We start from the raw sequence: 26,403 nt of genomic DNA on the forward strand, positions 1-26,403 counted from the left end.
GAAGATGATAAAGGTTTTTTTAGTATTTTAGAGGAATTAGTAAGAGAATAAATGAATTCTGGATTAGTATTCTAATTCAACTAACGGGTGCTTTAGTTAATCAAGACCATCAATTCGATGGTCTATTTTTTGTCCAAAACATCACGAAGATTTCGGCGATAGACTGTGAATTTTTTTGCCTCTAATATTCCATAATATGCTAAAGTAGGAATGTATGTTTGGTATAAAGCTAATACACATGATTCTAGGAGGAAGACGATGGAGAAAATGGGATATCAAGGAAATTTGAACTTGGATAAGATTTTTCAAGGTGGAAGCAAATCAAATCAATTTTTAAATCATATAAAGCAATTGGAAGTTCTTGTACGCGATATAGAAGGATGTGTTAAATCATTTAATACTTCAATTGCAAGAAATGAAGCTGCTAACTTAGGAAATTTAGTGAAATATGTTGGAGAAGTTCGCATCAACTTTTCACAAGCTAATTCATTTATCACTTGTCTTCTTGCACAAAATACAAAGGATCAAGATGCTGCTACTTTGCGAGGAAAAGTGTCTCAATTAGAGTCCTATTTTGAAAATGAATTATCCAAGGTGAAAATAGGATTAGCAAATATAAAGCAAGATATATGGGAAAGTTTAATTGAAACTAAAGAATTAGAAGATTATAGATTTATTTTAAATGATTGGCGAGAAAATATAGATAAGCTTCTATCAGATGAAGAGCAAAATTTAAGATCTGATTTAATGGCTGATGGGTATCATGCATGGGGTAATTTTTATAATGCACTAATAAGTAGTATTAACGTAAATGTTCAAGTTGATGGAAAAGAAAAGAATCTATCAGTAGGCCAAGCAATTAACTTACGAGCTCATCCTAATGAGGTAGTGCGTAAAGAATCTCATTATGCTTTAGAATCTATATGGGAAGAAAAAGAAGAACTATTTGCAAAAATAATAAATCACATTGCTGGCTTCCGTTTACAAGTATATAAAAAATCTGGAGTAAATAGTGTATTAGAAGTACCTTTGAAAGAGAACAGAATGAAGGAAGAAACAATGAATGCGATGTGGTCAGTGATCAGTAAATATAAAAAACCTTTCTCGAATTACTTGAATCGAAAAGCTGAAATGATGGGTGATTCTAGTTTGAAAGCGTATAACTTTTGGGCCCCCGTTACCAATAGCAATCCAAAGATACAATACGACGAAGCGGTTATATTAATTACGGAACATTTTAGTCAGTTTGGAACCGAATTAGAAGGTTTCGTTAAGCAAGCTTTCCATGGAGCTTGGATAGAAGCCGAAGACCGTGGTAATAAGTCCGCTATTCCATTTTGTGCAGGTTTTCCGCTTACAGGTGAATCAAGAGTTTTTATGACATTTGGGGGTACTTTCTTAAATGTGTTAACTCTAGTTCATGAATTGGGTCATGCTTTCCATAATCATGCTATGAAGTCTGTTAATGGGGTGAATAAACGTTATCCTATGAGCGTTGCCGAAACAGCTTCAACCTTTTCAGAAATGATTATTTTTGATGCGGCAATGAAAAAGGCAAAATCAAAAGAAGATAAATTGATTATTTTAGATGAAAAATTAAAACGAAGTGTCATGAACTTTATGAATATTCATTCGAGATTTTTATTCGAGCAGAGATTTTATGAAGAGCGTAAAGAAGGCATTGTTTCATCAAAGCGTCTAACTCAGTTAATGGGAGAAGCAATACATGAAGCATATGATGGATCACTAGAACAGCCATCCACTTTCTCGTGGGTATGGACACCACATTATTATATTACGCAATCTCCTTTTTATAATTTTCCATATACTTTTGGGTATTTATTTGCTTTAGGTATCTTTGCAAAGGCAAAGGAGAAAGGAAGAGAGTTTGAAAAGGATTATCTGAACTTACTTCGTGATTCAGGAAGTATGACCGTAGAAGATTTAGTTATGAAACATTTAGGAGAAGATATTACTTCGGAGAAATTCTGGGAAAAAGGAATGGAAATATGTGTGAGAGATGCTGAGGAATTTCTAAAATTAACTTCTTCGGATGATATTGAATAAGGAGTTGTTGATTCGATAACTTCTATTTGTATTTAAAATGTACGTTTGTTCAAACGAGAATAGTCACATATGTAAGTTTGTTAAATAGGGGGAAAATGGATGTCGCAAGATGGAATTATTTTAGTAGCAAGCGTATCAATCTTTAATAAAGCTGAAGTCTTGATTATAAAAGAAAATAAACCTGCTGCTGTTGAACAGTGGAATTTTCCGAGTGGCCGTATTGAATATGGTGAGGACATTCTCTATTCAGCTCGGAGGGAAGTAAAAGAGGAAACTGGATTAGACGTAAAACTGATTGGGACTACTGGTGTATACAATTTTATCAGTAGTACAAATAAACAAGTTATTCTATTTCATTTTATTGGTAAGGTTACTGGAGGATCTATAAACCTCGAAGAAGATGAAATTTCTGACAGTAAGTGGATTGAGGTAAATGACCTTGTAAAATTTGAGAATGAGGACTTACGGGAACCAAAGGTATTAAAGCAAATAATTAATAATTTATTACAAAATAATCTACACCCAATTAATATTTATAATAAGCAAGATTGTGAATCGTTTCACTTAAACTAACGGGTGCTTTAGTTGAAGAAGAAAATTCGAATCTCTTTCATTTTCTAACAGTAAATTGTAAAGTCAGGAGTTGATAGTGTGAGTAATTGGGGAGTAGCGTTATTATCTAATGATATAGCTGAAGATGTTAGCTTTAGATATAAGGATTTATTGGGGGGAATTATTCGAATGAAGAAGCTAGTAAAATAGTAATTGAAGAATTCCAAACCGAGTTAGATGATGAAGAAATTACTGCCTTTTGGTTGTCATTCGCTTTAATACAATGAAATTAGGAAGACTGCAAGAGGAAGTGAAAGACAAAGCAATTGAAATTATTGATAATGGTGTTGACCTTGAACGACGGGAAGAAGACCCGAAATTAATGAAGAAACGTGAAGCTGTTCTCCTAAAATTAAAGGAACAATTAAATTCCCCACAACCACAGGCTAAAAAAGTTCCAAAGAGGTTTGTCGCTGATACATTTTAAAAGCTGGTGATGACATTAGCTATGAATTATTGTCAGGGGATTATATTATCCTTAAAGTCATCCGCATTATTGAACAATGGACTGGAGATAAATATCCTCTTTTCGAAATATGTGAATGGAAAGGGAAAGACATTCCTTCAAAAAAACAAATCGATGAATTGGAATTTAAAAAATGGACTTGGGACAACGGAAAACAAGAGTTAAAAGCATTAGCTATTTTTCCTGATGGTAAAAGAGATAACCCAATAAAAAGATTAAAAGTGGTAGCAGAAGGAGTAAGAACAGTATTGGACATGGAATCATAGTACCCCCTTTTAACTTGGTATAGGGGTGCTTAGCTCTGATCTACCTTTCATTTTTGATAAAGGATTTACAGGAGATAATCCTAACAGAAAACAGTCTACTGGAATAGGACTGTATCTTGTAAAGAAATTATGCGATGAATTGCAGATTTGAATTGAAGTTGAGTCCAAGTATGGGGAGGAATTTGTCATTCAATTTCTATTTCCGAAAATAGAAGATTGATAGACATTAAATCATTTAATTTTAGATATTGTGAAATGTTACACTTAAACTAACTGCGCAGTTTAGTATAAATAAATTAAAAAAATAGTCATCGCTACATACAGAGTAGAAATTCGAAACATTTACCAAATATATTCGTATAGATTACTAAAAAGAGATGGGAATTTAATGAGTGATAAAAGTAAACAGAGCAATGAAAATAATAAGTTAAGTTACGCTATTCCTATTTTTCTTGTTGATGGAATAGCGCAATTTTATGATTAGTTGCTTATATAAAAGGTTGGTTATGATTTGTCAGTATTTTTGAGGGGAATTGTTAAAGTAACGGGTGCTACTATAAAGTTATCAAATGATAAATAAGAGGTGCGTTATGAAGATGTTAATAATCTACACATATCCTAATCAAAATAGTTTAAATTATGCATTTTTACAAAAAGTGATTAAAGGAAGTAATGAAAATCCCAAGATAAAGGAGATACAGGTTTTAGATTTGTATGAAGAGGGATTTAATCCACTTTTAGTTTTTAACGAGCAAAAACGAAGACGTGATATGCATACTGATACTAGTATTGAAAAATATAGAAAACAAATTACGTGGGCTGACAAGATTGTTTTTATCTATCCAATTTGGTGGGGACGCCCCCCAGCAATGCTTATGGGATATATTGATCAATTATTTGCCTCCAATTTTGCCTATAAAGATAAGCAGGGACTTTTCCCAGAAGGGCTTCTGAAAGGAAAGTCTGTTGTATGTGTGTCTACCATGAAGGGACCTACTCACTATCCATTTCTATGGTTGAATAATGCACATAAAATTCTAATGAAAAGGGCCTTATTTAATTTTGTAGGAATCAAGAAAGTGAAGTTCTTTGAATTTGGAAATATGGAAAGTCCAAAGGGAAAACAGCTGAAAAAGCTAAAAAAGATTTATAATTATTTCAAAAAAATAGACCATTAAGAACACTATAAAATGTTTTGTTCCTTTCTACCCATGAAAATTTAAAAATGCTCAAAATCTATAAAATTGCATAACAAAAGAGACCCAGAAAAAGCATTTATCCAATACTAATCTATACCCGTTCTGAAACAATTTTCATCCTCTGTGGTGCAGCATTTTTTTGCTGCATGGATGGCTAACGGGTGCTTTTGTAATGAAAAAGACCACATAGAAGAACACCACTTAAACGACATACCTTTCTTTACTGTAGAGGTAATTGCGTGCTAATTCAAGCGACAACAAACCCCTTACCAAATGGAAAGAGGGGTTGGTAAGATAATGAAACAACTTAATCTAATGTATCTAATTTCCCTCTTATAAATTTCGCCCGTGCTTCAATAATATCCAATATATACTTTGGTTCCTTATCAAATAAATGGATATCGTCTTTTTATAAGGATCTTTTTGAATATAAGGTCTTATTAATTTATACATACCTTGTATTTTCGGTTTCAAATAGTTTACATTAAATTTGTTGTTTAAAATATCTACTAGCAAGTTTTTGTGTTGACGTCGAAATGTTTTCACATCGAGAATCCTTGCGGTTAGCGTATTAAATCCTTCGATTCGTAAATAGTCTTCCTCCATCCCTTTCCCGTTTACATCCCTTCCCCATGTTGCATCGTAATCCCACGGGATGACTTCGAATAGCCTAGTCTCGCTATTCTGATATAATGCGTAATTATGAACAAAACTTCAAAATATTGGGTGAAAACAACGCCAGCCAACCACCTAAGATACTGATCAACATGGATGTATTTCACAATTTCATTATCAAATTCAGCTTTTGAGATCGTATTAATTTCAATAATCATTTTTTGTAAATATAATTCATCATGCTCTGTGCCATATTTTAGTTCATAGCCAAGCTTAAGTGATTTCTTTACTTCTTTATCAAGATCACTCATCAACGAAAAGTTAGCATCGCCATCAATCGCATAGTATATTGGTCCTAGAGGTAGTTGGCGATTCATAAGGAAATGCTCATCCACTGATTCTAATTCCAAATAAAGCCCCTCATTTACCCCATTCAATTTCATATATACAAATTGGGACTTTGGAGATAAGCACCCTATTTCATTGAAAAAATTTAGCGATAATTTATTTCTTAATAGAGAAGGATCTTTATATTCTGCGTTGATATGAATTTCTTTGGCATTTCTATACGTACTTGGCTTATAAAACGAGATGTGATACGACTTCTTTCGAAAATCCCGAGTATGGGAGCCACGATAGGCGATATCAATATCATACTTTCTTTTGTTAATCGTTAGCTTAGCTGAGATAGGATCGTCACACCATATATCTTTCCGAAATTCAATTAAATCTAAAGGATTTATAAAAAGCTGATATTCAGGTATTATTATGCCGTTATCCACGTGAATTCTTTCCTTTCATTTTTAAATTATTCGTGTAAAACAAAAATGTAAGATTCATAAAAAGATATAGAGTTTATTTTTTACTTTCGGAAACTATGCGATTGTCTCTAACATCTGTAGTACAATCTCATATTTTACGATAAGGGAAAGAAAAGTGCAGAGGCATGGGTTTGACTCTTTTTGAATAAGGAATATACCTTCTTTCTCTAATAAAGATGAAAGGAGGTTTGAATATGTCACTTATACAAAATGCAGTACAAATGGCTAACAACTCAGGGCTAGGTCACTTCATGCACCAGGATCCTATTAGTAACGAACGATGCACGAGCAGGCAACGTCGTACTTCTCGGAACCAACGGAGCACGAGCAGAGTACGTCGAACTTCTCGAAACCAGCGATGCACGAACAGGGAACGTAGAACTTCTCGAAACCAGCGACGCACGAGCAGGCAACGTCGAACTTCTCGAAACCAGCGACGCGAGAGCAGGCAACGTCGTACTTCTCGAAACCAACGACGTACGAGGAAGAACTCCTTTTGGAATGACTTGTTATTTTAAAAAACTTCGAGCTGATTTCCACTATTTGAAGAGTCTTGCACTTTAAGTTCTTCAATGGACTATTGAGTGGAACCGTATTATAAAGTTAACTAGTTCTTACTAGTTAACTTTTTTTGTTATTCCTATCGAATCCAAGGTTTTAAAAAAAGAAAGGGCAGCTGGGGGGCGTCTTATCTTCTCAGGTATGTATATTCTTCTGGATGAATTGTTATTGTTGTGTATTACACAGCATCAATCAGAATTGTCTAATTCACTGTATCCTATCCACTTTTCAATTCAAACCGGAAATTCAAAAAAGATTGCTTTAATGGCGTGAACCGGCAGGCATTTGCCGTTCTTCATAACACGCATTGTATTTATCATTGGTTTTGGACTAAGACCCATGTTCAGGACCTTTTCGTGGAATGATTTTGTATTGTACCGTAATTTTAAACTAAAAAATATTTGCGATTTTGGTGTGAAGTGAAATATAAAAAAATATTCTATTTTTTCTTATTGAACTAACGAAGCAGTTTAGTTGAAGAAGAAGGTTATTTTGCTACTGTGTTGAATAAGTTAATATATGTAAATTTTTGTGCAAAAGGGTTGCTTACTTCAAGTTTGGAGATGGATAAATGAAACCTATATTATTGATTATTGGATTAGTACTCTGTTGTATGTATATCTTGACCGGTTTTTACATTCGAATTAAAAGAAGACCAGTTTCCGGAACTCCATTTATTGTCGCAGGAATAATAGGGATTTTTGTTTTATTGATATATTCTTTTTTCTACACTTAAATTTCGATTATGCAGTTAGTCAAACTAAGGATATGAGAATAGATTCTACTTAGACTAATGGGTGCTTAGTTAAACAAGTGGATGCCGTAAGGGTAACTTTTCTTATTGAACTAACGCGGCAGGAGTGAAGGAAGGGGAATTTTATGAAGAGTAAAAGAATTTTATTGTCAACTATAACAATTTCTGTTGCCTTTTTGATTGTTTTTTTAATTTATAATTCTTTTTCGTTTGAGTTAACTGTAACTGATTTTACTGTCACTGAAAAAGGTTATTCTAACGATAACAATGAAGCATGGATAAAGGGATTTAACCACAATTCCCCAGTGGGACATCAAGAAGAGATTAAAGTAATTGTTAGGGAACCAATGGTAATGAATTTAATTCAGAAAGAAAAGGTATACTTCGTAAGATACACGATAAAAAGAAATGGTTTAATTTTTCTTAGTGATATTGAAACTATTGAGGATCACAAATAAGCTTAGTTATTCAACTAACGGGTGCTTTACTTTAAGAAAGAATGAAGTTTTTTGTTATTGAATTAACGCTGTTGGTTATTCAAAAGAAAGGGGGGTAAAAACAATTACAGGTATATTTCTTGGAATTTCAGTGCTAGTTATGGGGTTTAGCCACCTAATGAAGAAGGACTATTTTTTACCTGAAAAAACTAGAGTTATTTTAGGCGAGGAAAAGTTTCAATCTTATCAAAGAGGGTTAATTTTTCCTTATTTATTTTTAGGAACGTTAATGATTTGTATGACAATAGTTGAGATGAAGAAAATTCTTCAATCATCAACATTTATTGCTTTATATCTTATATTATTAATTATTCCTATTATAATGTTTATCGCAAACAACAAAAAAAACACTGGTCGTTATTGGTTTTGGGTAAATGGTTTCAAGTAAAGAGGAAATATAAAATATTTCTATTTCAACTAACGGGTGCTTTACTTTATGAAGGGGTAAAGCCTTTTTCTTATTGAACTCACGAATCAGGTTAGTTTTTAACAAAAAGCCATAAAAATGGGGGAAGTAAATGTATATTGTGCCTATCGGTTTTTTTATAATTTTTCTTATGTCAACGATCACGGGATTACTTTTAATGTTTAAGCTGAGAAAGAAAAATAAATATAACGTTGTTACTGGAACTATTTCTTTGGGGACTGCAATTTTTTCTTTAATAGCCTGCATATTTTTTTGTGATGATTTCTTCAAGATTTTAAAGAATGCCACGGAAAAAAATAGTAAGCCTGAATTATGATTTTTCACTAACGGGTGCTTTAGTTAAACAAGTGGCTGCCTGTATGGGGAGCTTTTTCTTATTAAACTAACGCAGCAGGTTAGTGGAAGAAGGAATTATAGAGTTTGTATAGAATATCTTCCTTAAAAAGAAAGAAAGAGAGGACTTAAATGGAGGAGTATTATTGGGATACCCAACTGGAATACCTCAAAAGAACGAGAGATTTATATTATAATGATGACTATTTAGAATTTTTAGTAAATTTCGTTTGGAAGATTTCTAAACCAGTACACATTATTGATTTTGGTTGTGGATATGGATATTTAGGACTCAAACTATTACCTCTTTTACCAAAAGGATCCAAATATACAGGAATAGATAAAGGACAAGAACTTATTAATAAAGCGATAGAGTACTTTCATAATCTTCCGTATGAAACTGAATTCTTTGTAGCAGATACTAATGGGATTGAATTAGAGAATAAGTACGACATTGCTGTTTGCCATGCTTTTTTATTACACATGTCCGAACCAAAAAAAATGCTCCAAAGAATGGTAAATTCTATTGTTAACGATGGAAAAATAATTTGTTTTGAACCACACTGGATTTCAGGTATGTCATCATACGAACTCGAAGGGTATAAACAATCACAAATTGTTCCACTTGGTATTCTTCAGAAATTATTCGAAGAGAGTACAAATAAAACTGGAAATGACGGAAATATTGGAGCAAAAGTGCCACAATATCTATCTGAATTGGGCGTGAAGAACATCGAGTGCAGAGTCAGTGATAAGGTTAACTTTCTCCATCCCGATAAGAATCAAGAAGATAAGCAAAAATTGTTTTATTCGCTTAAAGAAGAAGGGGTAGGTGGAGAACCTGTAAATAAAGATCAGTTTATTGAAAGGTTAATAAAACGTGGGGTTACATTGAAGGAAGCACAGGAACAATTTGAGGCTGAACTGTTGTTTTCACAAGTTTTTAATATGGATTCCTCTTTAATATACGCCCCCAGCATGAAAATTACTTTTGGAGAGATAAAATAGTTGTAATTAATCTCAACACCTTCAGTTCTTATTCAACTAACGGGTGCTTTACTTCAAGAGGGAGTAAAGCCTTTTTTCATATTGAACTAACGCAGCAGTTTAGTTCAATAACTATAACTTTTTTATACACAATCGTAGTAAACATTAGGGGAGAAAAAATGAAATATTTATTACTTGGAATTCTTCTATCTTTGGTAGGTGTATTAGCATCTATTGTGATATGGGATATTGAAATGGTAACTACTATTACAGGTGGAATTGGGTTGTTTTTTATTGTGATATCATTCATTTTTTCGGGTGTATTAGTAAGTGGAGATAGAATGAGGGCAAACTTAGCGACTGAAACAGTCGAAGATAGAAATCAAAAAAATAATGTTAGTTTTCGCTCAGCTTTGATTGCAGTTCCAAGTTTTGCGGTAGCGATTTTGTTTTACTTTTTTTGAACTGACGGGTACTTTAGTGAAAGATCATTGAGATGCTTAGGTGTCTCTGTTTTCTTAGTTTAATAAAAACACTATTTTTTGAGGTGATAAAGGTGTCGATAAAAGGACTTAATCAATTTTTATTTTCAGTTTCTGATTTAGAAACTTCTATTGAGTTTTATAAAAATGTATTGGATGCTATTCACTGACCCAGATGGTCATAAGTTTGAGTTTCATACAGGTACTTTACAAGAAAGAATAGATTACTACAAATAAGAAAACGCACATATGGAGTTTTCGATTAAGGGATTTCTTTGTTGAATTAACGGTGGCAATTCTTGAACAAAGATTATGCGCCGATTTTTCATTAAAGGCCATATAGGGGGATTGAAAATGAGAAGACTTTTACTAGCAATTTTATGCTTAGTAGGTATACTTGCTGGTTGCACTGCTCAGTCAAATACGGATCAGACTAAAGATATTAATGATTTAAAAAAGCAAATCGACCAGATGTCATTAGAAAATGATACTCTTTTAAATACTATAGAGGAGGAAAGGAAGGCGCTTGATTTAGCAATGAATCAACAAGTGAACAATGATTATTCTATGATTCCAGCCAAAGATATTGAAAAGTATCCACAAACACTTTATAAGAAAAAAACATTTGACATTGATGGAGATGGTAAGGAAGAAATAATCGAGCTGTATGTGAATGTGGGAATAATGGAGAATGACTCGTTCGCCTGGGATGATGGACAGAACTGGTTGTTGGTAGTGAAGGATGGTGAAATCACTTATCCGCTTTTTGATGATTATATTCAATTAGGATCACTGGATTTTAGTACGACAACCTTTGATGGGAAGCCGGGGATTGTGATGCATATGACGCAGCACTCTAATATAATCATCCAAAAATTCACTTACGATAAAAAAGAAAAGGGATATCAAAAAGAAACCTTTTACAAAAAAGAGAATATGAATGATCAATATAATCAACCTGTCTCCTTTGCTTTTTTTGAGGACGCATTTAAACTCATGGAAATAGCTTTTACAGATAAAACGTTAGTGGTTTTAGAAGCGAGTGAAAATTCTCTTCAGAATCCCGAAGAGAGAATGGCAATTATTGAGCCGATCTTAGTTGATATTGGAAACGCTCAACATTTGTTAGAGATGGTCTTGGAGCTCAATCGCGAGCTAAATGTTTCTTTAGATAGCACGATTGATTTGCTAAACCAAATGGTTAACAATCCCCCAACAGCAATGCAAATGAATCAGTTAAGGTCAATTCACAATGTGTTCAAAGAAATGGGAAAAGATGATTTGATCATTGAAGAGAACAATCAAATACATCCGGATGTTAAGGAGATGTTTCAAAGATTTGATCTCATTCTTAATGAAAAGCAAAGTTAGTGTTTCTTGTTGATAAAAGGGATTGCTATATATTAAAACTAATTCACGTTGTTTGTTAAAGATGTACAGCACTTTTTCTTGTTTAACTAACGAGTGACATATTTGAATATGAAGAAGATAGGAGTAAAACAAGTGAAAATTAGAATAGCCACGTCAAACGATCAGCAACAAATCGTGAATGTATTAAATATGGCCACGTTAGGTTTGCAAGAAAAGGGGATTTACCAGTGGGATTACCCTTGGGATATAAATAAAATTGTAAGCGAAATAAAAAATAATTATGCGTATGTATTATTATTAGATGAAGATATAGTTGGGACTTTTTGTATAAAGGACATAGATGCATTAAGTGAATTAACAATTGATTCTAAATGTAATTACTTGTTTCAAATTGCCATTTTACCAGAATACAAAGGTAATAATTATGGTTCCGAAATAACGGACTTTGCTTGTTCTTTTGCAAAGGAAGGAAATAAGACGATGTATTTAGATTGTTGGGCAGGAAATAAAAAGTTAATAGAAATCTATTTGAATAATGGTTTTGAATATCTAGGTGATTTTCCTGAAGAAGATTATTTCATCAGCATTTTTAAATTCAACTAATTACAAACCTTATTCAACTAACGGGTGAGTTAGTCAAGTAGAGCAACGTCATTATGACGTTGCTCCTTTATATTTAAAAGTATTTCTGATAATACTCTTTCCTTAGCCTTGCTTAATTGAGCGTAGATCCTAGTTGTTTCACTTTTCTCATGCCCCATAAGACTTTGTATGACTTCAATAGGAGCTCCATTATTCATCAAATGAGTTGCGTAGCTGTGTCTAAGTTGGTGTGGGTGAATCTCTTTATTAATGTCCGCACGATTGGAGATCCGCTTGATGATGTATCTCATTTGGGCGACACTCATTTTATGTGGCTGTCTTGCAGTTACAAAGATTGCTGGATTATGGATTATGGTCATTACGGCTTTCCATATAGCGTTTAAGCCATATATCACAACGTGTATTAAAATAAACTTCCCTTTCCTCTCACAATTGCGGATTGATTGGACCAATTAATATGGTTCTTTTCTAAGGAAACTATTTCGCCAATTCGACAACCGGTAGAAAACATGAATTCAAAAATTGCTTTTTCTATTGGGGAATGACAGGATTCACGAAGGTGTTCAATCTCCCGTTCGGTTAAATACTTGGGTATCCGCTTCCCTACTTTGGGTTCTTTAATCTTGGAAGTTGGATTCTTACTAAGAAGACCTTCTTCATGAGACCAACGAAAAAATGATTTCATAAAGCGATTACGATGTGCAAGACTGGCTGGTTTTAAATGCTTACAGGATATAGCAAGATATTCCTTTAGTTGATTTGTATCCAGTAATGCTATCTCTACATCTTTAAAATAATCAATTAGTAGCGAAGACTGTAACTGGTAGGCTTTCAATGTTTGTGGTGAAAAGCCCTCTATTCGCTTATCCGCTTCAAACGAAGCCCATGCTTTTGACAGTAACAATTCCATTCCCCCCTAAAATAATACTATTAAAAGGATTATTGCCAACTTAATAGAATTATAGACATAGGGTATATTTTTACTAACGCGGCAGGTTAGTTTAAGAGTGTTGTTTAACTTGGATTCACAATCGGACCATATTGTGGAGTAAAAAAGATTACATATTTAGAGGGGGAACCATTTTGAAGATAATCGAAACGGAACGATTATACATGCGGGAGTTAGTAATGGATGATAAAAACGAATTATCAAAGGTCCTTTCCGATTCGGAATCCATGCAATATTACCCTCATCCTTTTACCGATGAAGAAGTTAAGAACTGGATTAAATGGAACTTGGAAAACTATAAGCGAGATAAACACGGTCTGTGGGCAGTTATATTAAAAGAAGGGGATACATTTATTGGTGATTGCGGAATAACAATGCAGAACATCGATAACGAGAAGTTACCAGAAATCGGTTTTCACATTATTAAGGAATATTGGAATAAAGGATATGCAACAGAAGCTGCCTCGGCTTGTAAGGAATATGCATTTAATGTCTTATGCTATTCCAAAATATTTTCTTATACGACCTTAAGAAATATTCCCTCACAAAAAGTTGCAGAAAAAATCGGAATGAAGACTTATAAGTTTTTTGAGAAGAATGGTGAACAACAAATTGTTCAAGTTACATATGACAATGAAGTATGATGAAAGGCAGTATCGCAGTGACTGCAATTCCAGAAACGGGCACGATTGTTTAATAAGCGTCCTTGTTCTTATTCAACTAACGGGTGCTTTAGTAAAGAACATGGGTTACTTAGGCAACTCTTTTTTCTTATTAAACTAACGAAGCAGGTTAGTTGAACAAGGTATAGTTAAGAAACAATCTAGAGCCTATTTGAATATAAAAACAGGCTCCATTGAATTTGGAATAGAGAAATACTAAGTATAAATTCAGTTGTTGAATTTATATTTGATGGGCATCTTCTTTATTCATCGTATCAATTAAGGGCATCAATTGTTGCAAATACTTTTCTGGTTCTGTTTGTTGATTTTGCATCCCATGCATTGCTACCCCGTAAAGCGCCCAGCTTAACGCCACCGAAAATACCTCAATATCCGTATTATTTTGGTTAGGCCATTGTTTATTTGCCCATTTTGAAAAGAAAGCATGAAGCACATTTTTAAAATGTGTTTCTATTTGTGGTGTAAATGCCTTATAACTGCGATGACATTGGTTCCTAATTGATGTTTGGAACCTTATAATTGATAAAAGTATTGATTTTATACTATCTTCGTTAATTACCTCATGGGTACTTACCTCTTGAATAACCTCCCTCATGATACTTTCACTTAACACTTTTTCAAGCAAGTCGTACTTATCATAAAAATGATTATAGAAAGTCGCACGGTTAACCGTTGCAGAAGTTGTTATATCCTTAATGGTTATATCTTTAAAATCCATTTGCATTGATAACTCAATAAACGCTTCCATAATAAGATTCCTAGTGCGAAGAATCCGGGGATCTATTTGTCTTTCCATCAAATTCCCTCCTAATTAATAGACATTTTTCGCAATCTGTCGTTTAAGCGATAGATGCGTTAAATTGTTTATTGCATACGATTTTTCATCTTGATATATTGATTATACAACATGTGTTGTATAAACGAAAGGTGTTAAAGTAAGGCTATAGAACTTTAGAAAAATGAAACATAATAACAAATTGGAGGTAATTAAATTATGAAAATTGGTGTAAGTGGTGCTAGTGGGCAATTAGGCGGAGTAGCGGTAAAAGAATTGTTGGAGCGTGCGGCTGGACAACATAGTGTTGTAGCAATCACGCGTACTCCGGAGAAAATTGCAATTGAAGACGTGGAAGCACGTTTCGGTGATTACGATCAACCATCTTCGCTGATTGAGGCATACAAAGGTTTGGATCGCTTACTGCTTATTCCGTCGTCCGAAGTAATACCTGGTCGTCGTTCAGAACAATTTATTGCAGCTATTGATGCAGCTGTAGAAGCAGGTGTTCCACACATTGTCCTTATTTCGTCTACAGGCGCGCGCAACACAGAAAAAACGAATATTGCATACGACTATTTTGTCAGTGAACAGCATTTGATGCGTAAAGCAAGCAAATGGACCATTTTGCGCATGAACTACTATTCTGAGTATTTCATCATGGATGCGCAAATGTCATTAGCTCATGGCGTTCTTTCAGGTCTCACTGAAAGCAAAGTCGCATTCGTTTCACGCGATGATATCGCAGTTGCAGCAGCTGGTTTGTTACTCGGCGATAATCACGAAGGTGCAATTTATAACGGAACTGGGCCAGAAAGTCTAACAGGTGCACAGCGTGCAGAACTCATCGCGAAAGTTAGCGGTAAACCACTTTCATTTATCACAATACCAGTTGAGACGCTACAAGATCAGCTTCAGCAAGGGGGACTTCCGGCAGAGATCATCAATTTAGTCGTGAGTAGTCAGCAAAACTTCTCTAATGGAGATTACGATATCGTTACGGGGGACATTGAAAAATTATCAGGTCGTCCAGCACGAAGCCTTAGATCCGTCCTGTCAACCACTACATTCCAGTAATTTACTCTTATGATATAAAGGAGAGCCACCATTTTGATGGTGGCTCTTTTTATGGTAGTGGTTTCTCGTAGTTTATATGGATAATATAAGATATATAGATACAAATATTATTATGAATAAATAATTAAATCATTAAATCATCTTCAACTAACGGGTGCTTTAGTAAAAATCATGGGGTTGCCATTGGTAACTCTTTTTCTTATTGAACTAACGGGGTAGTTTAGTTGAATTAGGGAATAGCTAAAAAATCTTCGAGAAACCAACGACTCAATTATTGAAAAATCACTATTTTACGGGAAGTAGTTGTTGTGGTGCGTTAAGAAATTCCTGAAATGTATGTTGTTTTTGATATTGCTTCTTCAATTAAAAAATCAGAATAAGGGAGAATAATTAGTTATTAAAATTAAAGTAAATCGTAGTGAATCGCTAACTAACGATGACATTGGGAAAGCTGTTTTATCAGCATATGGAGAATACATTTTTATGACAGACGACGAGAAAAGGAACAATTTCTTAATTTTGTTTAATTATTTTTGTGAGCTTGAAAGTGGAGGACATGATTGGTTTTCAGAGCATATTGAGGAAATGGGTATTCAAACCTACTTAAATAGATTGACGATAATGCTTGAAAAAGTTGAAGTTCATGAATACGCAGAAATAGAATAGAATTATATCGAGGAAATATGGAGATCATTTTTAGCGATAGAAAATAGTAAAAGTGAAGAACCTCATTATGAAAGTTTAGAAGAGAAATTTTGCATTATTATAGAAATCTTGAAGAGGAATAAAGTGAGCGACTAAGTAATTATACCACTGTAACTTATACGGAGATAATCGAGACAGTGAACAATAGCTCAGTGTTTGTCAAGATAGTTGTCGTATATTGCTCTTTTCCTAGATTACATATTGTTCTTCTATCATACTGCGCTTAGCTTGCTCGACAGGACAACTAGCAGCTATGATGTATACATAGGTATTTGACGCGACTTATTTGATCGTTATTTCTTATAACTCCGCCGAATTTAAAATACGTGCAGTAAAAGGGAATCTTATTGTTGAAGGTCCTTCTCAAATCTTTACCTAGAATGATTTTTCACTTATAGTATTTTCATTGGGTTTTACGGAGGGATTTTAATTGCCTTTTTTTTATTCTCTAATTAGCAATCTGTAGTTTTTTAAAAAGACTTTACCATTCAAGTGAGTGCGTTTTTTTTCTTTTATTATAATTAACTTTTTGCGTTTGAATCCGTCAATGGCTCAATATTAAACTGATAATCAATCTTAATGTCCATCTTCTTAAATAGTTCAATCCATTTTTTTTCATCCATTGGTTTTGAAAATGGTTTTAATGTATGAATGCCTAGTTGTAATGGATCCACATTCAATTTTTGCATCTTTTTTACTAGTTCTTGTGTTTGTTTTTCAAGATTGGCTTGGATTTCTTTTTTCAAGTCTTCTAAATCCTTTGGTTCAAATATTTGCTTTTCTCCCCGATATTCTTCAATTCTTGAGTCTATATTCACGGTATAGGTCATTGTAGACAAGCTTTTATTAATATCCACTTTCGTTTTAGACCTAACATGACCTAGAACAACTTCTAATTCTGGGATCGGTAAAACTGATAAGTAGTGACCTTTGTTTAACAGCTGGAAGATGCGATCATCAAAAGTTGTTATTATTTCAACTAGTTTATCATTTTGAAACAGGGCTGTACCTTCATAGCTGATAGCGTCATTTTCTATTTTGAATACAGGTAAGAAAGGATCTGAATAAGGAGTATATAACAAATTTTTAAATTCATGTAGATTAACAATACTAATTTCGCCTTGATTTTTTTCCTCATAATGCTTAAGCATTCGGTAAAAGGAGTAATCAAGATTTTCTTGTTTGTCCAATTGATTTTCCAAGTATTCTTCAAAATTTCCTTTTACGATAACTAAATAAATTCTCAAAGAAATATCCGGATCATTCAATAACACATTAATAATGGACATAATTCCCTCTTTTCCAAGGTCTTCATTAATTATCAGCATTCGCATTTGCCCAGATTTCATTTCCTGGTTGAAGTTTAAATTAAAATCCATTAATCCCTCCTTTATTAAGCTTACTTCATGCGTCATTACACTCTTTTTTTCTTTACTTAGAGGAGGCAATATCGTACTGATTTTTATTTTACCTTCATCCCCTTTACTAAGTGATAAAAATGTGACTGGAGCAAGCTCTTCAATAATGTTGTTTTCAGTAAAAGGGGCACATCCAGTTAACCATAATGCAATAAATATTATTGAAAAATTTTTAGCCATTTTTTTTCGTAGTCGCATGTTTATTAACCCCCTTTATCTTCATCGCTACGATAATTATAATTGGAACCATTAAATAACTTAAGCTTCCTGCTAAAATTTGAAGATTAAGTAAAATAACCTGCTTTTCATCTGGCTTCCAAATCCATTCATTCACAAGAATCATTCCAATTAAAATAATGAATACACTGAATAAAAAGCCTACCCGACTGGATTGTTTATCCGCTTTCCCAGTAGCTATTTTAGATGCTCCATAAAACAACAGAAGAAAAATTGAACCCGCAAAGACGATGTTAAATAATTCCAAAGAAAGCATGACCATATCAATACGTTCAATTACTGGATTTTGAAAATAACGGGCCATAGTGACAATTGGAAATGGGCTTTTGCTTAAATAATGGGAACCGAAATAGAATAAGGACGCCATATATAAGGATACATACTCTATAACGGTTAGAGCATTCCCATAAGACAAATAACGAAATGTCTTATTATTTGTTTTAAACCACGGTCCCAAAAATACCAGAAATTCAGGCCCTGAAAATGAAGATAAAATTAATAATATTCCTTTCCAGGAATCTCCACTTAATTCCATTGGAATAATCGGATACAAATCACTGAGTTGAGCTATTGGAGGAAAGAAGAAATAGGCAAAGAATAAGAACATCCAAAATGTACACACAAATGAAATTACAACAAAGCGTATAGTTTTTTCAACACCCTTCCATGCTACATACAAACAAGACAACAGTATAAAAAAGATAAGCCAATTTGAATCTGTAGCTGGAAACATAAATATTTGTATCATTTCCGAGAATCCTAACATAATCACGAAAAGTTTAAGCAGGATAAAGAATAAACCGATGAATGAGAGGAGACGTACAAGTTTTTTTCCGAATAATTGGACAAATCCGTTGTAACCCTCGCTAGAAAACCGGGTTAAAAACCATTTGGATAAAAGAAGAATGTTTAGTTGAGACAATATGCCGACCACTATAATCACCCAAATCATATATGAATGGATTAAAAATCTTGGCATAATCAAAAAAAAGTAAAGCATTTGGAGGCGATTTACCATCAACATGACATAGAACCCGTTAAAGGTTTCATTCTTATTAAATAATTTAAGGGCTTCCATCAGTTCATCTCCTAGTTTAATATCTCTTCTTCTTCAGTGGTTTAAGATGTTCTGGGCGCTCCTTCATTTTGACTAAAGGACCTCGAATGAATAGGTCGAGCCAATCTTTTCCATAGAAAGGGGTAACAGGGGATAAATATGGCTGCTTGAGTGAAGACAAGCCATTAAGGTGGGCTAAAATGATAATCATTGCCAGAACAATCCCTACTATCCCAAGAAACGAAGAAAATACAAGAAGAATGAATTGAATCAATGAATTTGCCTTTGTCACAAGGTAATTAGGAACAAGAAAGGATCCGATAGTTGAAATCCCTACCATGACAATTAACACCTTACTTGCCAAACCAGCCTCAACTGCTGCTTGACCAATTACAATGCCCCCAATAACCCCAAGCGTTTGACCAGTCTTTGTTGGCATCCTTAAACTTGCTTCTTTTATAATTTCAATAAAAATCAACATGATAAACGCTTCCCAAAAAGGAGTGAACGGAAGCTTGCTCCTTGACTCCACCAAGACGAAAAGTGTTTGTAAAGGAATCATTTGATAGTGATGAGTTGTTAGTGCTACGTAGAATGGGATCAATGTGATAGATAGAATAAAGCTTACATATCGGATGATGCGCAAAAAACTGGCAACTACCCATCGATTAATATAATCCTCTGGTGATTGGAACAAATGAAAAATAGTAATTGGGGCAACTAGAGCAAAAGGTGTATTATCTACCAGAATCGTAATTTTCCCTAATCCTAGCGAATAAGCAACAACATCAGGTCGGTCAGTTTGCTGAAACTGAGGAAAAATACTGTCTTGATTTTCCTCCATGAATGCAGCTACTTGAGAAGATTCAAAGAAGAGATCAAAATTAATTTCCGTAATTTTCTTTTTGGCGGTTGAAACAAATTCTGGATTGGTCAGCCCTTCTATGTACAATAAGACCACATTTGTCTTACTTAAAGAACCAACGGTGAACTTCTCTGTTTTCAGATCATGTGTTGGAAGCCGTCTACGAATGAGCGTAATATTTTGTTCTAGCTGTTCACTGAAGCTATCTTTTGCTCCTAAAAGGATGGTTTCAGTATCGGATGGTTCAATCGCACGTCCAAGTGGATTTTTTAAAGGGATAGCGAACCAAAGGTCTGACGAAGAGTCAAATAACAAGACGGATCCATTAAGCAGCTGCTTTTTTGCCTCATTAAAAGTGGAAATGGAGTTAATTGTTGATTGAACATTACATTCCTGAATGGATTGTTTGGAACAGTTAGATAAAGGTTTTACAATGCTTTCATTTAATCTTTCTTGGTCAATCAGGGTTCTTATGTAGATAAGATCAACATTTTGACTTTCAGAAATGGTGATCTCCACAAATTCCGCATCATCCATTTGAACGAGGGCTTTTTTTAGAGTCTCTATTGATATTTCTGAGTCTGTGTTTGATTGAGAAACAGCCTTATTTTCATTTGATTGTATTTTCCAAAACATGTACATCCCTCACCTCTATAAAAAAAGCATTTTTGGAAGAACGGTAAAATTACGTATTAATTTCATTGTTAGCTTTTTAAGTTCAAAATATACGAAACTAAATATAAATGCAGAGGCACACCATTACCTTCTTAACAGGAGGGATTATAGAAAATAGCATAATCTTAGAGTATTCCTATTGTGATAACGGGTGCTTTAGTTCAAGAAGGAGTAAAGCCTTTTTTTCTTATTGAACTAATGGGGCAGTTTAGTTGAAGAAGGATTTTTAAAGTATGTTCGAGAATATCTCAAAAAGGAGAAATATAGGGGGTGCGATTTTGAAAAAATTAATTAGAATAGTAGTAATATTAAGCCTTATTTTTATATTGTTGCATTCATTAACGAAAATGGCATTAAGGTTTCATGTAATCTTAATTGGTTATCCAAAAGAAGCTTTAATAACAGAAATAATTGATAATAAAATTGATGATAAATTTGAAATGGAAAAGTTGGCTACTTTAAATGCAAAAACATATTTTTTAACAGAACCACCATTTGAAAAGCAACTGGAACGGAATTAGACACTTTCCTAGTACGGAAGATTGGATTTTTATATTTTGCAGACTATTATTCACTTTTATAAACATCCTTGTTCAACTAACGGGTGCTTTAGTTAAACAAGTGGCTGCCTGTAAGGGTAGCTTTTTCTTATTGAAATAATGCAGCAGGTTAGTTCAATAAGAATTTCCGTAAATTTTCCTTTAAATTGAAAGTTTGTTAATATTTAAAATATATTGGAGGTGTAAAAATGTCTTTTAAAATTATTATCCATGTTGCATGGTATGAAGGAAGTCAAATTGTAAATAACACTTTGGAGTGGAAATACACCACTTATTTTTCTGAGATGGTAAACGGTTCAGTTAAGCAAGCAAGTGATATTTTAACTATTGATTATTTTGTATATGCAGCTAAGTTTTTTCCTTTATTCCCTTTGCTTATGTTACTTAGTGGTACGTATCTTCTAATCCTAATTGGATATTCTCTACTCAAACATAACTATAAGAAGTTTTCGTATTTCCTAACTGGTCTCGGTGTTTTATCCTTGGTACTAAGTGGTTTAGTATCGAATTCTCCAACTTATGGTTTGAAGATTTTCTTCAATAGCTTTTTGTTAATAGGAATTATATCAATAGCTATTGCACTGATTAGAATTTTTCTTAATAAGACTAGAGAAATATATTAAATGTGTTGTTTCTTCTTGAACTAACGAGTGCTTTACTTCAAGAAGGAGTAAAGCCTTTTTTCTTATTGAACTAACGAAGCCGGTTAGTGGAAGAAGTAGTAATGATATATTTAATCTAAACCAAAAGAATTGGGGAAATTTTAATGAGTGTATCAGAAGAGAATAAGGTTCTTGCTAGGACAGCACTTAATGCATTTGAAGGAAAGCCTAATGTTTGGAATTATTGGGATGATAACAATAAAAGTTCAGTCGATATTCTTTCTTGTGAACACAAAAATATTGAAGGCATTTTATCTTACACTACGCTTGGTCTATCTGACTTTCCTGTTGGATACGAGGAAAACAGGATACCTTTAAGAGTTGAATTTGTGGGTGCAAGTAATTTTGATTGCTTTCCAAATATTTTAGCAACCTGTGCATTTAGTATTATCAATTCTAAATTTGATTGTTCATTTGGAACTATCTTTAAAAACGTAGTTAAAATAATGTACCTACCTAATAGCCCTATGAAGCATATTTTATTTCTATTTCCTATTCTTTGGGAGGATAAGTTGAAAACAATTAAATTTGAGAAGAAGCAAAGAATTATGTTGATAAAAACGGAGTAAAGGATTTAGAAGAACTGTTTGAGTTTGATTTAGAACGGGCTTCAGTCATATAAATTTCTTATTCAACTAACGGGTGCTTTAGTTCAACAAGACCATCATTACGAAGGTCTATTTTTTTATATCCAAAACATTAAGTTGATCTCAGATATGCATTGTGAAATGTTACACCTAAACTAAAGCGGCAGGTTAGTTGAAAAAGCATTGCTAAACAAACTGCATAATTTCTATGGAAGTATCCTATGGTAATATAATAATATATTAGAAATTAAGATTATTTATTTAACTGACTGGAGAGGGATTGTTAGTGATAGTGCGTTCGAAGAAATTAGATGGGAGCTTTAAATCCAGCTCTTTTCTGATTGGACTTGATTATTGGCGGGTTAAAGCAATATCTTAAGGCGCTGTCTCAAGAGAATACTAATATTTAACAAGATTCTTCTTATTTCTAACGAATGCAATAGTGCGTGCCATTGTATATGCGTAAACATCTGGAACAGGAGAATACAAGATAAACAATCCTAAAAGCAAAATAAAAGAACTGGTTAGCATATCTAACCAGTTCTTTGTCTCTTTTCATGTATTTAAGATTCAACTGAATTACACCAAAACAGTGCATTTTAATTTTTAATGATGGGTAGAAAAGAAGCACCTTTCTTACAGTTAAGTGAAGGTGCTTCTTTTCTAATAGGTTTTGTAAAGCAACATTGTAAATGTAAGCATATGCTTAATTGTTTAATTCCGAGATATCCATTTCTTTTATGATTTCTGCTATCCGATTTTTTCCCCATTCATACATCATTTCAACGATAGGAAGTAAAGTCATCCCCAATTCAGTCATGGAATATTCAACTTTCGGTGGAACTTCTGGATAAACCTCGCGATGAACTATTCCATCTTCCACCAATTCTCTTAATTGATTCGTTAATATTTTATGAGATATTTTAGGTAAAAGCCTTTGGAGATCACTGAATCGATGTGGTCCTTCTACCCCCAAATGCCATAAAATAACAATCTTCCATTTACCACTTATAATTGATAGGGTAAGTTCTTTTTCACAATTATAATCACCATTTATGATCTTTTCTTTAACTTCATCTCTAAATGTATCTGGCATAAATTTTTACCTCCTTATTTGTATCAATCGTAACCTGTCGGTAACCTTCTTACAAAAAAGTGCGTTCTTCACAATGAAGAAAACAAGCAGTAGAATGAAATGGTCGTCTTAACGGCAAATCTTTTTCACTAATGAGGAGGAACTACAAATGAGTAAAAAAGCACTTTTAATTATACCACCAGAACGTTTCAATGAAGACGAATTATTTCAACCAAAAGCGGAATTGGAAAGCAACGGAATTGATGTGACAATTGCAAGTACAAAAACAGGTGAAATCATAGGGGATTATGAAGGTAAAGCAACTGCAGAGGTCATTTTCTCAGACGTTTTTGCTTCTGACTATGATGTTGTATCTGTTATTGGTGGATCTGGTACGAACGATCATCTATGGGGAAATCAAGAATTACAAGACTACTTGAAACAAGCGTATACTAATAAAGTTCTTGTAACAGGAATTTGTGCAGGCGCGGTTACTGTAGCTAAAACAGGTTTACTTACTGGAAGAGAAGCAACTTGCTATCCGGTAGATGTACAAAAAGACCAATTAAAAGCGAATAAAGTAACATATGTTGAAAAACATGTTGTTCTTCATGATGATATTATCACTGGTGATGGTCCAGATGGTGCTAAAGAATTTGGAGAAGCTTTAGTAAAAGCATTAAGCTAATTCTACAGTCTCTTCGCTGATTTTCATATAATCGAAAGCCTACGGAATTAATTCCGTAGGCTTTTGGCTATCCAAATGTAAGAAAAATACACCAAAAATTAACTGGCTAAAACGCCCTCAAAACGATCAAGTTAAACGGCGAGTGAAACTATCCAAAGAAATTAAGCGAGTTCATATTGAGTCTGACAAAATCTATGGAAGCCCTAAAATTACAAAACAACTAAAAGATGAAGGGATTTCTGTTTCTGAAAAAATGCAAACATCTCAATTAGTTGTGAAGCAAGGCAGAAAACCTACATAAGCGGCAGAGGGATCTCGATACTCCAATTGGGACGTTAAAGTATTGGATCAGAGCTACATAATACCTAAAGTGTCAATTTGCCGTGTTCATTTTTTAGTCTAGCATCAAACCAACATTAATTGCGCGGAATATGGTCTTAATTATACCGTAATAAATGTTTTGTACCGTATTTTTCCTCTTTCGTAAACAACTTGCGATACCTGTGGAATAAAAACATATATGAACGAACAAGATATAAATATAATTTATTTATTTGAAGGAGTGTTAAACATGGCTGATATGAAAATAAAAGTGAACGCGGTTTGGGATGATGGAGTAAAAGGGAATGGAACCCTTAAAGCGGAGTATCTTGATACAAAAATCGCTATTCCTACATCTTTAGGTGGTAGTGGCAACGGAGCAAATCCAAAAGAGATTCTTGTTTCTTCGGTAACTACTTGTTATACAGCAACTCTTACGTTTGTACTTGTAAGCAGAAACCTGCCTGTTGCTGAACTTACAGTGAACTCAGAGGCAAATATATCTGATAATGAATTTAAAATTATCCATTATCCTCACATCGTTTTATCTAAAGATGCAACAGAAGAACAAATTCAATCCGCACAGAGAGCGACGGAAGCAGCAGATAAAGGGTGCGAAGTCGGAAATTTATTGAAAAAAGCAGATGTTAAAATTGAAATTCAAGGTAAAGTTTCTTTGAAATAAACTGATTCATTCAAAGATGTAGTAATTTATTTTTAGACCTATTAAAACGGTGTTTTAAATTTAAGGCGGCGATTTTGATGTCTTTTATATTTGAGGAAACAACTAAAATTGCGCATGAAGAACTAGTAGTAAACATTTTAGTTGGATAGAGTGTGGTTCGGAAGCAAATTTCGAAACCACCTCTTTCATTAAATATAAGCATTTTTTGTGAGAATAATAAGTTTTTGCGATTACAAGAAGGGTTTTTAGTTTGGGCAAAAAAATTGCTACCCTTATCACCAATTTATTTCAGGATGTTGAATTTACAGAACTTGCAGAAGCAATCAAAGATTGACCTCTGGTGTTTATGGAATCCGTCCACCACAGGGGGCAACTACACTTGCTTCGATCAAATCAGCGCCACAATTACATGGGTCCCCCGTTCCAAATGGATTAAGCGATGTAGAAATATGAAACTGAGAGTAATAATACTCCTTTGGTTTCAACTTGTAAATAAAAATTTTTAGGGGTTGTTAAACCCAGTATCAGGGCTGTTTTATCGAGGTGAACTTCATACTTCAACTTGGTAAGAAATACATAGGTTATATATTTCACTTGGCAGTGGCTAATATGCTGTAGGGGAGAAGAGAAGATGCTGAATTAAAGGTATCTACTCTCTTTCGAACTGTAAAAGTTGCTTTAGTAATGATCATAGGGGTGCTGAGGAAATTCTTTTTTCATATTGAACTAACGTAACAGTTTGAAGATGAGAATAGGAGTTTTTATGACGCATTTGACACAAATTGTGTCTTTATAAAAGTTTTTTAAAGAGCTGTAGGGTGGGGGCATCAAGATGAAGCAAAGCTTCTGTTAAAAGCTTAATATCACTTAAAATCAGTTCTTTAGTCATCATAGAATCACATTTATAGTAATCGTCCATTAACTTTATTAGTTCTTTATAAATAATGTTCATAGAAAATCCCCCTTTTAATAGCACCTTAGTATCACTTATTATGACCTATAACTTGTAATTAATATATATTTAAATGAAATAATTATCGATTATAAATTCCAACAAGACCAACTCACTAAAGACGATATCATCTATGGGATTAGTGTCATCCATAATGTAGGGCTCGAAAATGTCACAATAAAGTATAAATATTTATGGATTTCGTATGACACTACAATAAACTACGAATAAAAGATGGAATCACAATCCGTATTTAAAGAGGAGAGTTTCTTATTGAACTAACGGGTGCTTTAGTTTAACAAGACCGTCATTTAGATGGTCTATTTTTTTATCCAAAACTTCAAGTAGATCTTAGACATCCATTGTGAAAT

General features: G+C 33.6%; 27 protein-coding genes and 3 pseudogenes. 22 read left to right on the forward strand and 8 right to left on the reverse strand.

Translation table 11 applies throughout. The features are described 5' to 3' along the window. The first annotated feature begins 258 nt into the window (after nucleotides 1–258). The 5 genes from ACIQX2_RS18945 to ACIQX2_RS18970 all read left to right on the forward strand — a co-directional run bounded on the left by ACIQX2_RS18945 (nucleotide 259) and on the right by ACIQX2_RS18970 (nucleotide 4,589). On the forward strand, nucleotides 259–2,067 hold the full coding sequence (locus ACIQX2_RS18945) for a M3 family oligoendopeptidase (RefSeq protein ID WP_402854139.1): 1,809 nt from the start codon (nucleotides 259–261) through the stop codon (nucleotides 2,065–2,067). A gap of 99 nt (nucleotides 2,068–2,166) precedes the next feature. Continuing rightward, nucleotides 2,167–2,640 (forward strand): NUDIX hydrolase, encoded by a 474-nt coding sequence (locus tag ACIQX2_RS18950; RefSeq protein ID WP_402854141.1) that lies wholly within the window; start codon nucleotides 2,167–2,169, stop codon nucleotides 2,638–2,640. Between the two features lie 289 nt (nucleotides 2,641–2,929). Beyond that, a complete protein-coding gene (locus tag ACIQX2_RS18955) occupies nucleotides 2,930–3,106 on the forward strand; it encodes a hypothetical protein (RefSeq protein WP_402854144.1) in 177 nt (58 codons plus the stop codon). A gap of 29 nt (nucleotides 3,107–3,135) precedes the next feature. Continuing rightward, nucleotides 3,136–3,411, forward strand: a complete 276-nt coding sequence (locus ACIQX2_RS18960; protein WP_402854147.1) for a hypothetical protein — start codon at nucleotides 3,136–3,138, stop codon at nucleotides 3,409–3,411. A gap of 590 nt (nucleotides 3,412–4,001) precedes the next feature. Beyond that, on the forward strand, nucleotides 4,002–4,589 hold the full coding sequence (locus tag ACIQX2_RS18970; RefSeq protein WP_402854150.1) for an NAD(P)H-dependent oxidoreductase: 588 nt from the start codon (nucleotides 4,002–4,004) through the stop codon (nucleotides 4,587–4,589). Nucleotides 4,590–4,917: 328 nt separating this feature from the next. Here ACIQX2_RS18970 and ACIQX2_RS18975 read toward each other — a convergent pair. Beyond that, nucleotides 4,918–6,007, reverse strand: a pseudogene (locus ACIQX2_RS18975) (CotH kinase family protein). 233 nt (nucleotides 6,008–6,240) lie between these two features. Here ACIQX2_RS18975 and ACIQX2_RS18980 point away from each other — a divergent pair. The 8 genes and pseudogenes from ACIQX2_RS18980 to ACIQX2_RS19015 all read left to right on the forward strand — a co-directional run bounded on the left by ACIQX2_RS18980 (nucleotide 6,241) and on the right by ACIQX2_RS19015 (nucleotide 12,061). After that, nucleotides 6,241–6,564, forward strand: coding sequence for a CotG/ExsB N-terminal domain-containing protein (locus tag ACIQX2_RS18980; RefSeq protein ID WP_402854212.1), 324 nt, complete (start codon nucleotides 6,241–6,243; stop codon nucleotides 6,562–6,564). Nucleotides 6,565–7,486: 922 nt separating this feature from the next. Continuing rightward, entirely contained in the window at nucleotides 7,487–7,819 is a 333-nt protein-coding gene (locus tag ACIQX2_RS18985; RefSeq protein ID WP_402854153.1) for a hypothetical protein, read from the forward strand. A 157-nt stretch (nucleotides 7,820–7,976) separates the two neighbouring features. Next, the gene (locus tag ACIQX2_RS18990) at nucleotides 7,977–8,246 is read left to right on the forward strand and encodes a hypothetical protein (protein ID WP_340765919.1); all 270 of its coding nucleotides are present in this window, start codon (nucleotides 7,977–7,979) and stop codon (nucleotides 8,244–8,246) included. Nucleotides 8,247–8,750: 504 nt separating this feature from the next. Then, entirely contained in the window at nucleotides 8,751–9,626 is an 876-nt protein-coding gene (locus ACIQX2_RS18995; protein WP_402854157.1) for a methyltransferase domain-containing protein, read from the forward strand. Nucleotides 9,627–9,784: 158 nt separating this feature from the next. Further along, nucleotides 9,785–10,069 carry a DUF5316 domain-containing protein gene (locus tag ACIQX2_RS19000; protein WP_402854160.1) on the forward strand — a complete coding sequence of 95 codons (285 nt, stop codon included), beginning with the start codon at nucleotides 9,785–9,787 and terminating at the stop codon, nucleotides 10,067–10,069. A 174-nt stretch (nucleotides 10,070–10,243) separates the two neighbouring features. Beyond that, nucleotides 10,244–10,324 (forward strand): annotated as a pseudogene (locus tag ACIQX2_RS19005) (metallothiol transferase FosB); the annotation flags it as partial. Nucleotides 10,325–10,441: 117 nt separating this feature from the next. Continuing rightward, nucleotides 10,442–11,458 (forward strand): hypothetical protein, encoded by a 1,017-nt coding sequence (locus ACIQX2_RS19010; protein WP_402854163.1) that lies wholly within the window; start codon nucleotides 10,442–10,444, stop codon nucleotides 11,456–11,458. A gap of 132 nt (nucleotides 11,459–11,590) precedes the next feature. Next, nucleotides 11,591–12,061, forward strand: a complete 471-nt coding sequence (locus ACIQX2_RS19015) for a GNAT family N-acetyltransferase (protein WP_402854166.1) — start codon at nucleotides 11,591–11,593, stop codon at nucleotides 12,059–12,061. Nucleotides 12,062–12,134: 73 nt separating this feature from the next. Here ACIQX2_RS19015 and ACIQX2_RS19020 read toward each other — a convergent pair. Beyond that, nucleotides 12,135–12,965 (reverse strand): annotated as a pseudogene (locus tag ACIQX2_RS19020) (tyrosine-type recombinase/integrase). A 179-nt stretch (nucleotides 12,966–13,144) separates the two neighbouring features. On the opposite strand from ACIQX2_RS19020, the gene ACIQX2_RS19025 reads away from it, so the two are divergent. Continuing rightward, nucleotides 13,145–13,654, forward strand: a complete 510-nt coding sequence (locus ACIQX2_RS19025) for a GNAT family N-acetyltransferase (RefSeq protein ID WP_402854169.1) — start codon at nucleotides 13,145–13,147, stop codon at nucleotides 13,652–13,654. Nucleotides 13,655–13,913: 259 nt separating this feature from the next. On the opposite strand, the gene ACIQX2_RS19030 is transcribed toward ACIQX2_RS19025, so the two are convergent. Continuing rightward, the gene (locus ACIQX2_RS19030) at nucleotides 13,914–14,489 is read right to left on the reverse strand and encodes a TetR/AcrR family transcriptional regulator (protein WP_402854172.1); all 576 of its coding nucleotides are present in this window, start codon (nucleotides 14,487–14,489) and stop codon (nucleotides 13,914–13,916) included. Nucleotides 14,490–14,687: 198 nt separating this feature from the next. Here ACIQX2_RS19030 and ACIQX2_RS19035 point away from each other — a divergent pair, with 198 nt between their 5' ends. Further along, nucleotides 14,688–15,545, forward strand: coding sequence for an SDR family oxidoreductase (locus tag ACIQX2_RS19035; RefSeq protein WP_402854175.1), 858 nt, complete (start codon nucleotides 14,688–14,690; stop codon nucleotides 15,543–15,545). 483 nt (nucleotides 15,546–16,028) lie between these two features. After that, a complete protein-coding gene (locus ACIQX2_RS19040; protein WP_402854178.1) occupies nucleotides 16,029–16,211 on the forward strand; it encodes a hypothetical protein in 183 nt (60 codons plus the stop codon). A gap of 560 nt (nucleotides 16,212–16,771) precedes the next feature. Here the strand turns inward: ACIQX2_RS19040 and ACIQX2_RS19045 are convergent. The 3 genes from ACIQX2_RS19045 to ACIQX2_RS19055 are packed head-to-tail and all read right to left on the reverse strand — an operon-like array spanning nucleotide 16,772 to nucleotide 20,463. Continuing rightward, on the reverse strand, nucleotides 16,772–17,848 hold the full coding sequence (locus ACIQX2_RS19045; RefSeq protein WP_402854180.1) for a Ger(x)C family spore germination protein: 1,077 nt from the start codon (nucleotides 17,846–17,848) through the stop codon (nucleotides 16,772–16,774). Continuing rightward, complete coding sequence (locus tag ACIQX2_RS19050) at nucleotides 17,841–18,983, reverse strand: GerAB/ArcD/ProY family transporter (protein WP_402854183.1); 1,143 nt, start codon at nucleotides 18,981–18,983, stop codon at nucleotides 17,841–17,843. The genes ACIQX2_RS19045 and ACIQX2_RS19050 overlap by 8 nt, the downstream gene beginning before the upstream one ends. 16 nt (nucleotides 18,984–18,999) lie before the next feature. Next, the gene (locus ACIQX2_RS19055; RefSeq protein WP_402854186.1) at nucleotides 19,000–20,463 is read right to left on the reverse strand and encodes a spore germination protein; all 1,464 of its coding nucleotides are present in this window, start codon (nucleotides 20,461–20,463) and stop codon (nucleotides 19,000–19,002) included. Between the two features lie 317 nt (nucleotides 20,464–20,780). On the opposite strand from ACIQX2_RS19055, the gene ACIQX2_RS19060 reads away from it, so the two are divergent. From ACIQX2_RS19060 to ACIQX2_RS19070, 3 genes are all read left to right on the forward strand, one after another. Continuing rightward, nucleotides 20,781–21,023, forward strand: a complete 243-nt coding sequence (locus ACIQX2_RS19060) for a hypothetical protein (RefSeq protein WP_402854189.1) — start codon at nucleotides 20,781–20,783, stop codon at nucleotides 21,021–21,023. A 227-nt stretch (nucleotides 21,024–21,250) separates the two neighbouring features. Further along, nucleotides 21,251–21,685 carry a DUF4306 domain-containing protein gene (locus ACIQX2_RS19065; protein WP_402854192.1) on the forward strand — a complete coding sequence of 145 codons (435 nt, stop codon included), beginning with the start codon at nucleotides 21,251–21,253 and terminating at the stop codon, nucleotides 21,683–21,685. Between the two features lie 143 nt (nucleotides 21,686–21,828). Further along, nucleotides 21,829–22,293 carry a suppressor of fused domain protein gene (locus tag ACIQX2_RS19070; RefSeq protein ID WP_402854195.1) on the forward strand — a complete coding sequence of 155 codons (465 nt, stop codon included), beginning with the start codon at nucleotides 21,829–21,831 and terminating at the stop codon, nucleotides 22,291–22,293. Nucleotides 22,294–23,017: 724 nt separating this feature from the next. Here the strand turns inward: ACIQX2_RS19070 and ACIQX2_RS19075 are convergent. Continuing rightward, nucleotides 23,018–23,407, reverse strand: coding sequence for a winged helix-turn-helix transcriptional regulator (locus ACIQX2_RS19075; protein WP_402854198.1), 390 nt, complete (start codon nucleotides 23,405–23,407; stop codon nucleotides 23,018–23,020). 148 nt (nucleotides 23,408–23,555) lie between these two features. Here ACIQX2_RS19075 and ACIQX2_RS19080 point away from each other — a divergent pair, with 148 nt between their 5' ends. From ACIQX2_RS19080 to ACIQX2_RS19090, 3 genes are all read left to right on the forward strand, one after another. Continuing rightward, the gene (locus tag ACIQX2_RS19080) at nucleotides 23,556–24,074 is read left to right on the forward strand and encodes a DJ-1/PfpI family protein (protein WP_402854201.1); all 519 of its coding nucleotides are present in this window, start codon (nucleotides 23,556–23,558) and stop codon (nucleotides 24,072–24,074) included. Nucleotides 24,075–24,216: 142 nt separating this feature from the next. Next, complete coding sequence (locus ACIQX2_RS19085) at nucleotides 24,217–24,375, forward strand: helix-turn-helix domain-containing protein (RefSeq protein ID WP_402854204.1); 159 nt, start codon at nucleotides 24,217–24,219, stop codon at nucleotides 24,373–24,375. 270 nt (nucleotides 24,376–24,645) lie between these two features. Beyond that, nucleotides 24,646–25,080, forward strand: a complete 435-nt coding sequence (locus ACIQX2_RS19090) for an OsmC family protein (protein WP_402854206.1) — start codon at nucleotides 24,646–24,648, stop codon at nucleotides 25,078–25,080. A 790-nt stretch (nucleotides 25,081–25,870) separates the two neighbouring features. Here ACIQX2_RS19090 and ACIQX2_RS19095 read toward each other — a convergent pair. Next, on the reverse strand, nucleotides 25,871–26,032 hold the full coding sequence (locus tag ACIQX2_RS19095) for a hypothetical protein (protein WP_402854209.1): 162 nt from the start codon (nucleotides 26,030–26,032) through the stop codon (nucleotides 25,871–25,873). Between the last annotated feature and the right edge of the window lie 371 nt (nucleotides 26,033–26,403).

The organism is Psychrobacillus sp. NPDC096623 (assembly GCF_044762655.1).
In the GTDB taxonomy this organism is placed as follows: domain Bacteria; phylum Bacillota; class Bacilli; order Bacillales_A; family Planococcaceae; genus Psychrobacillus.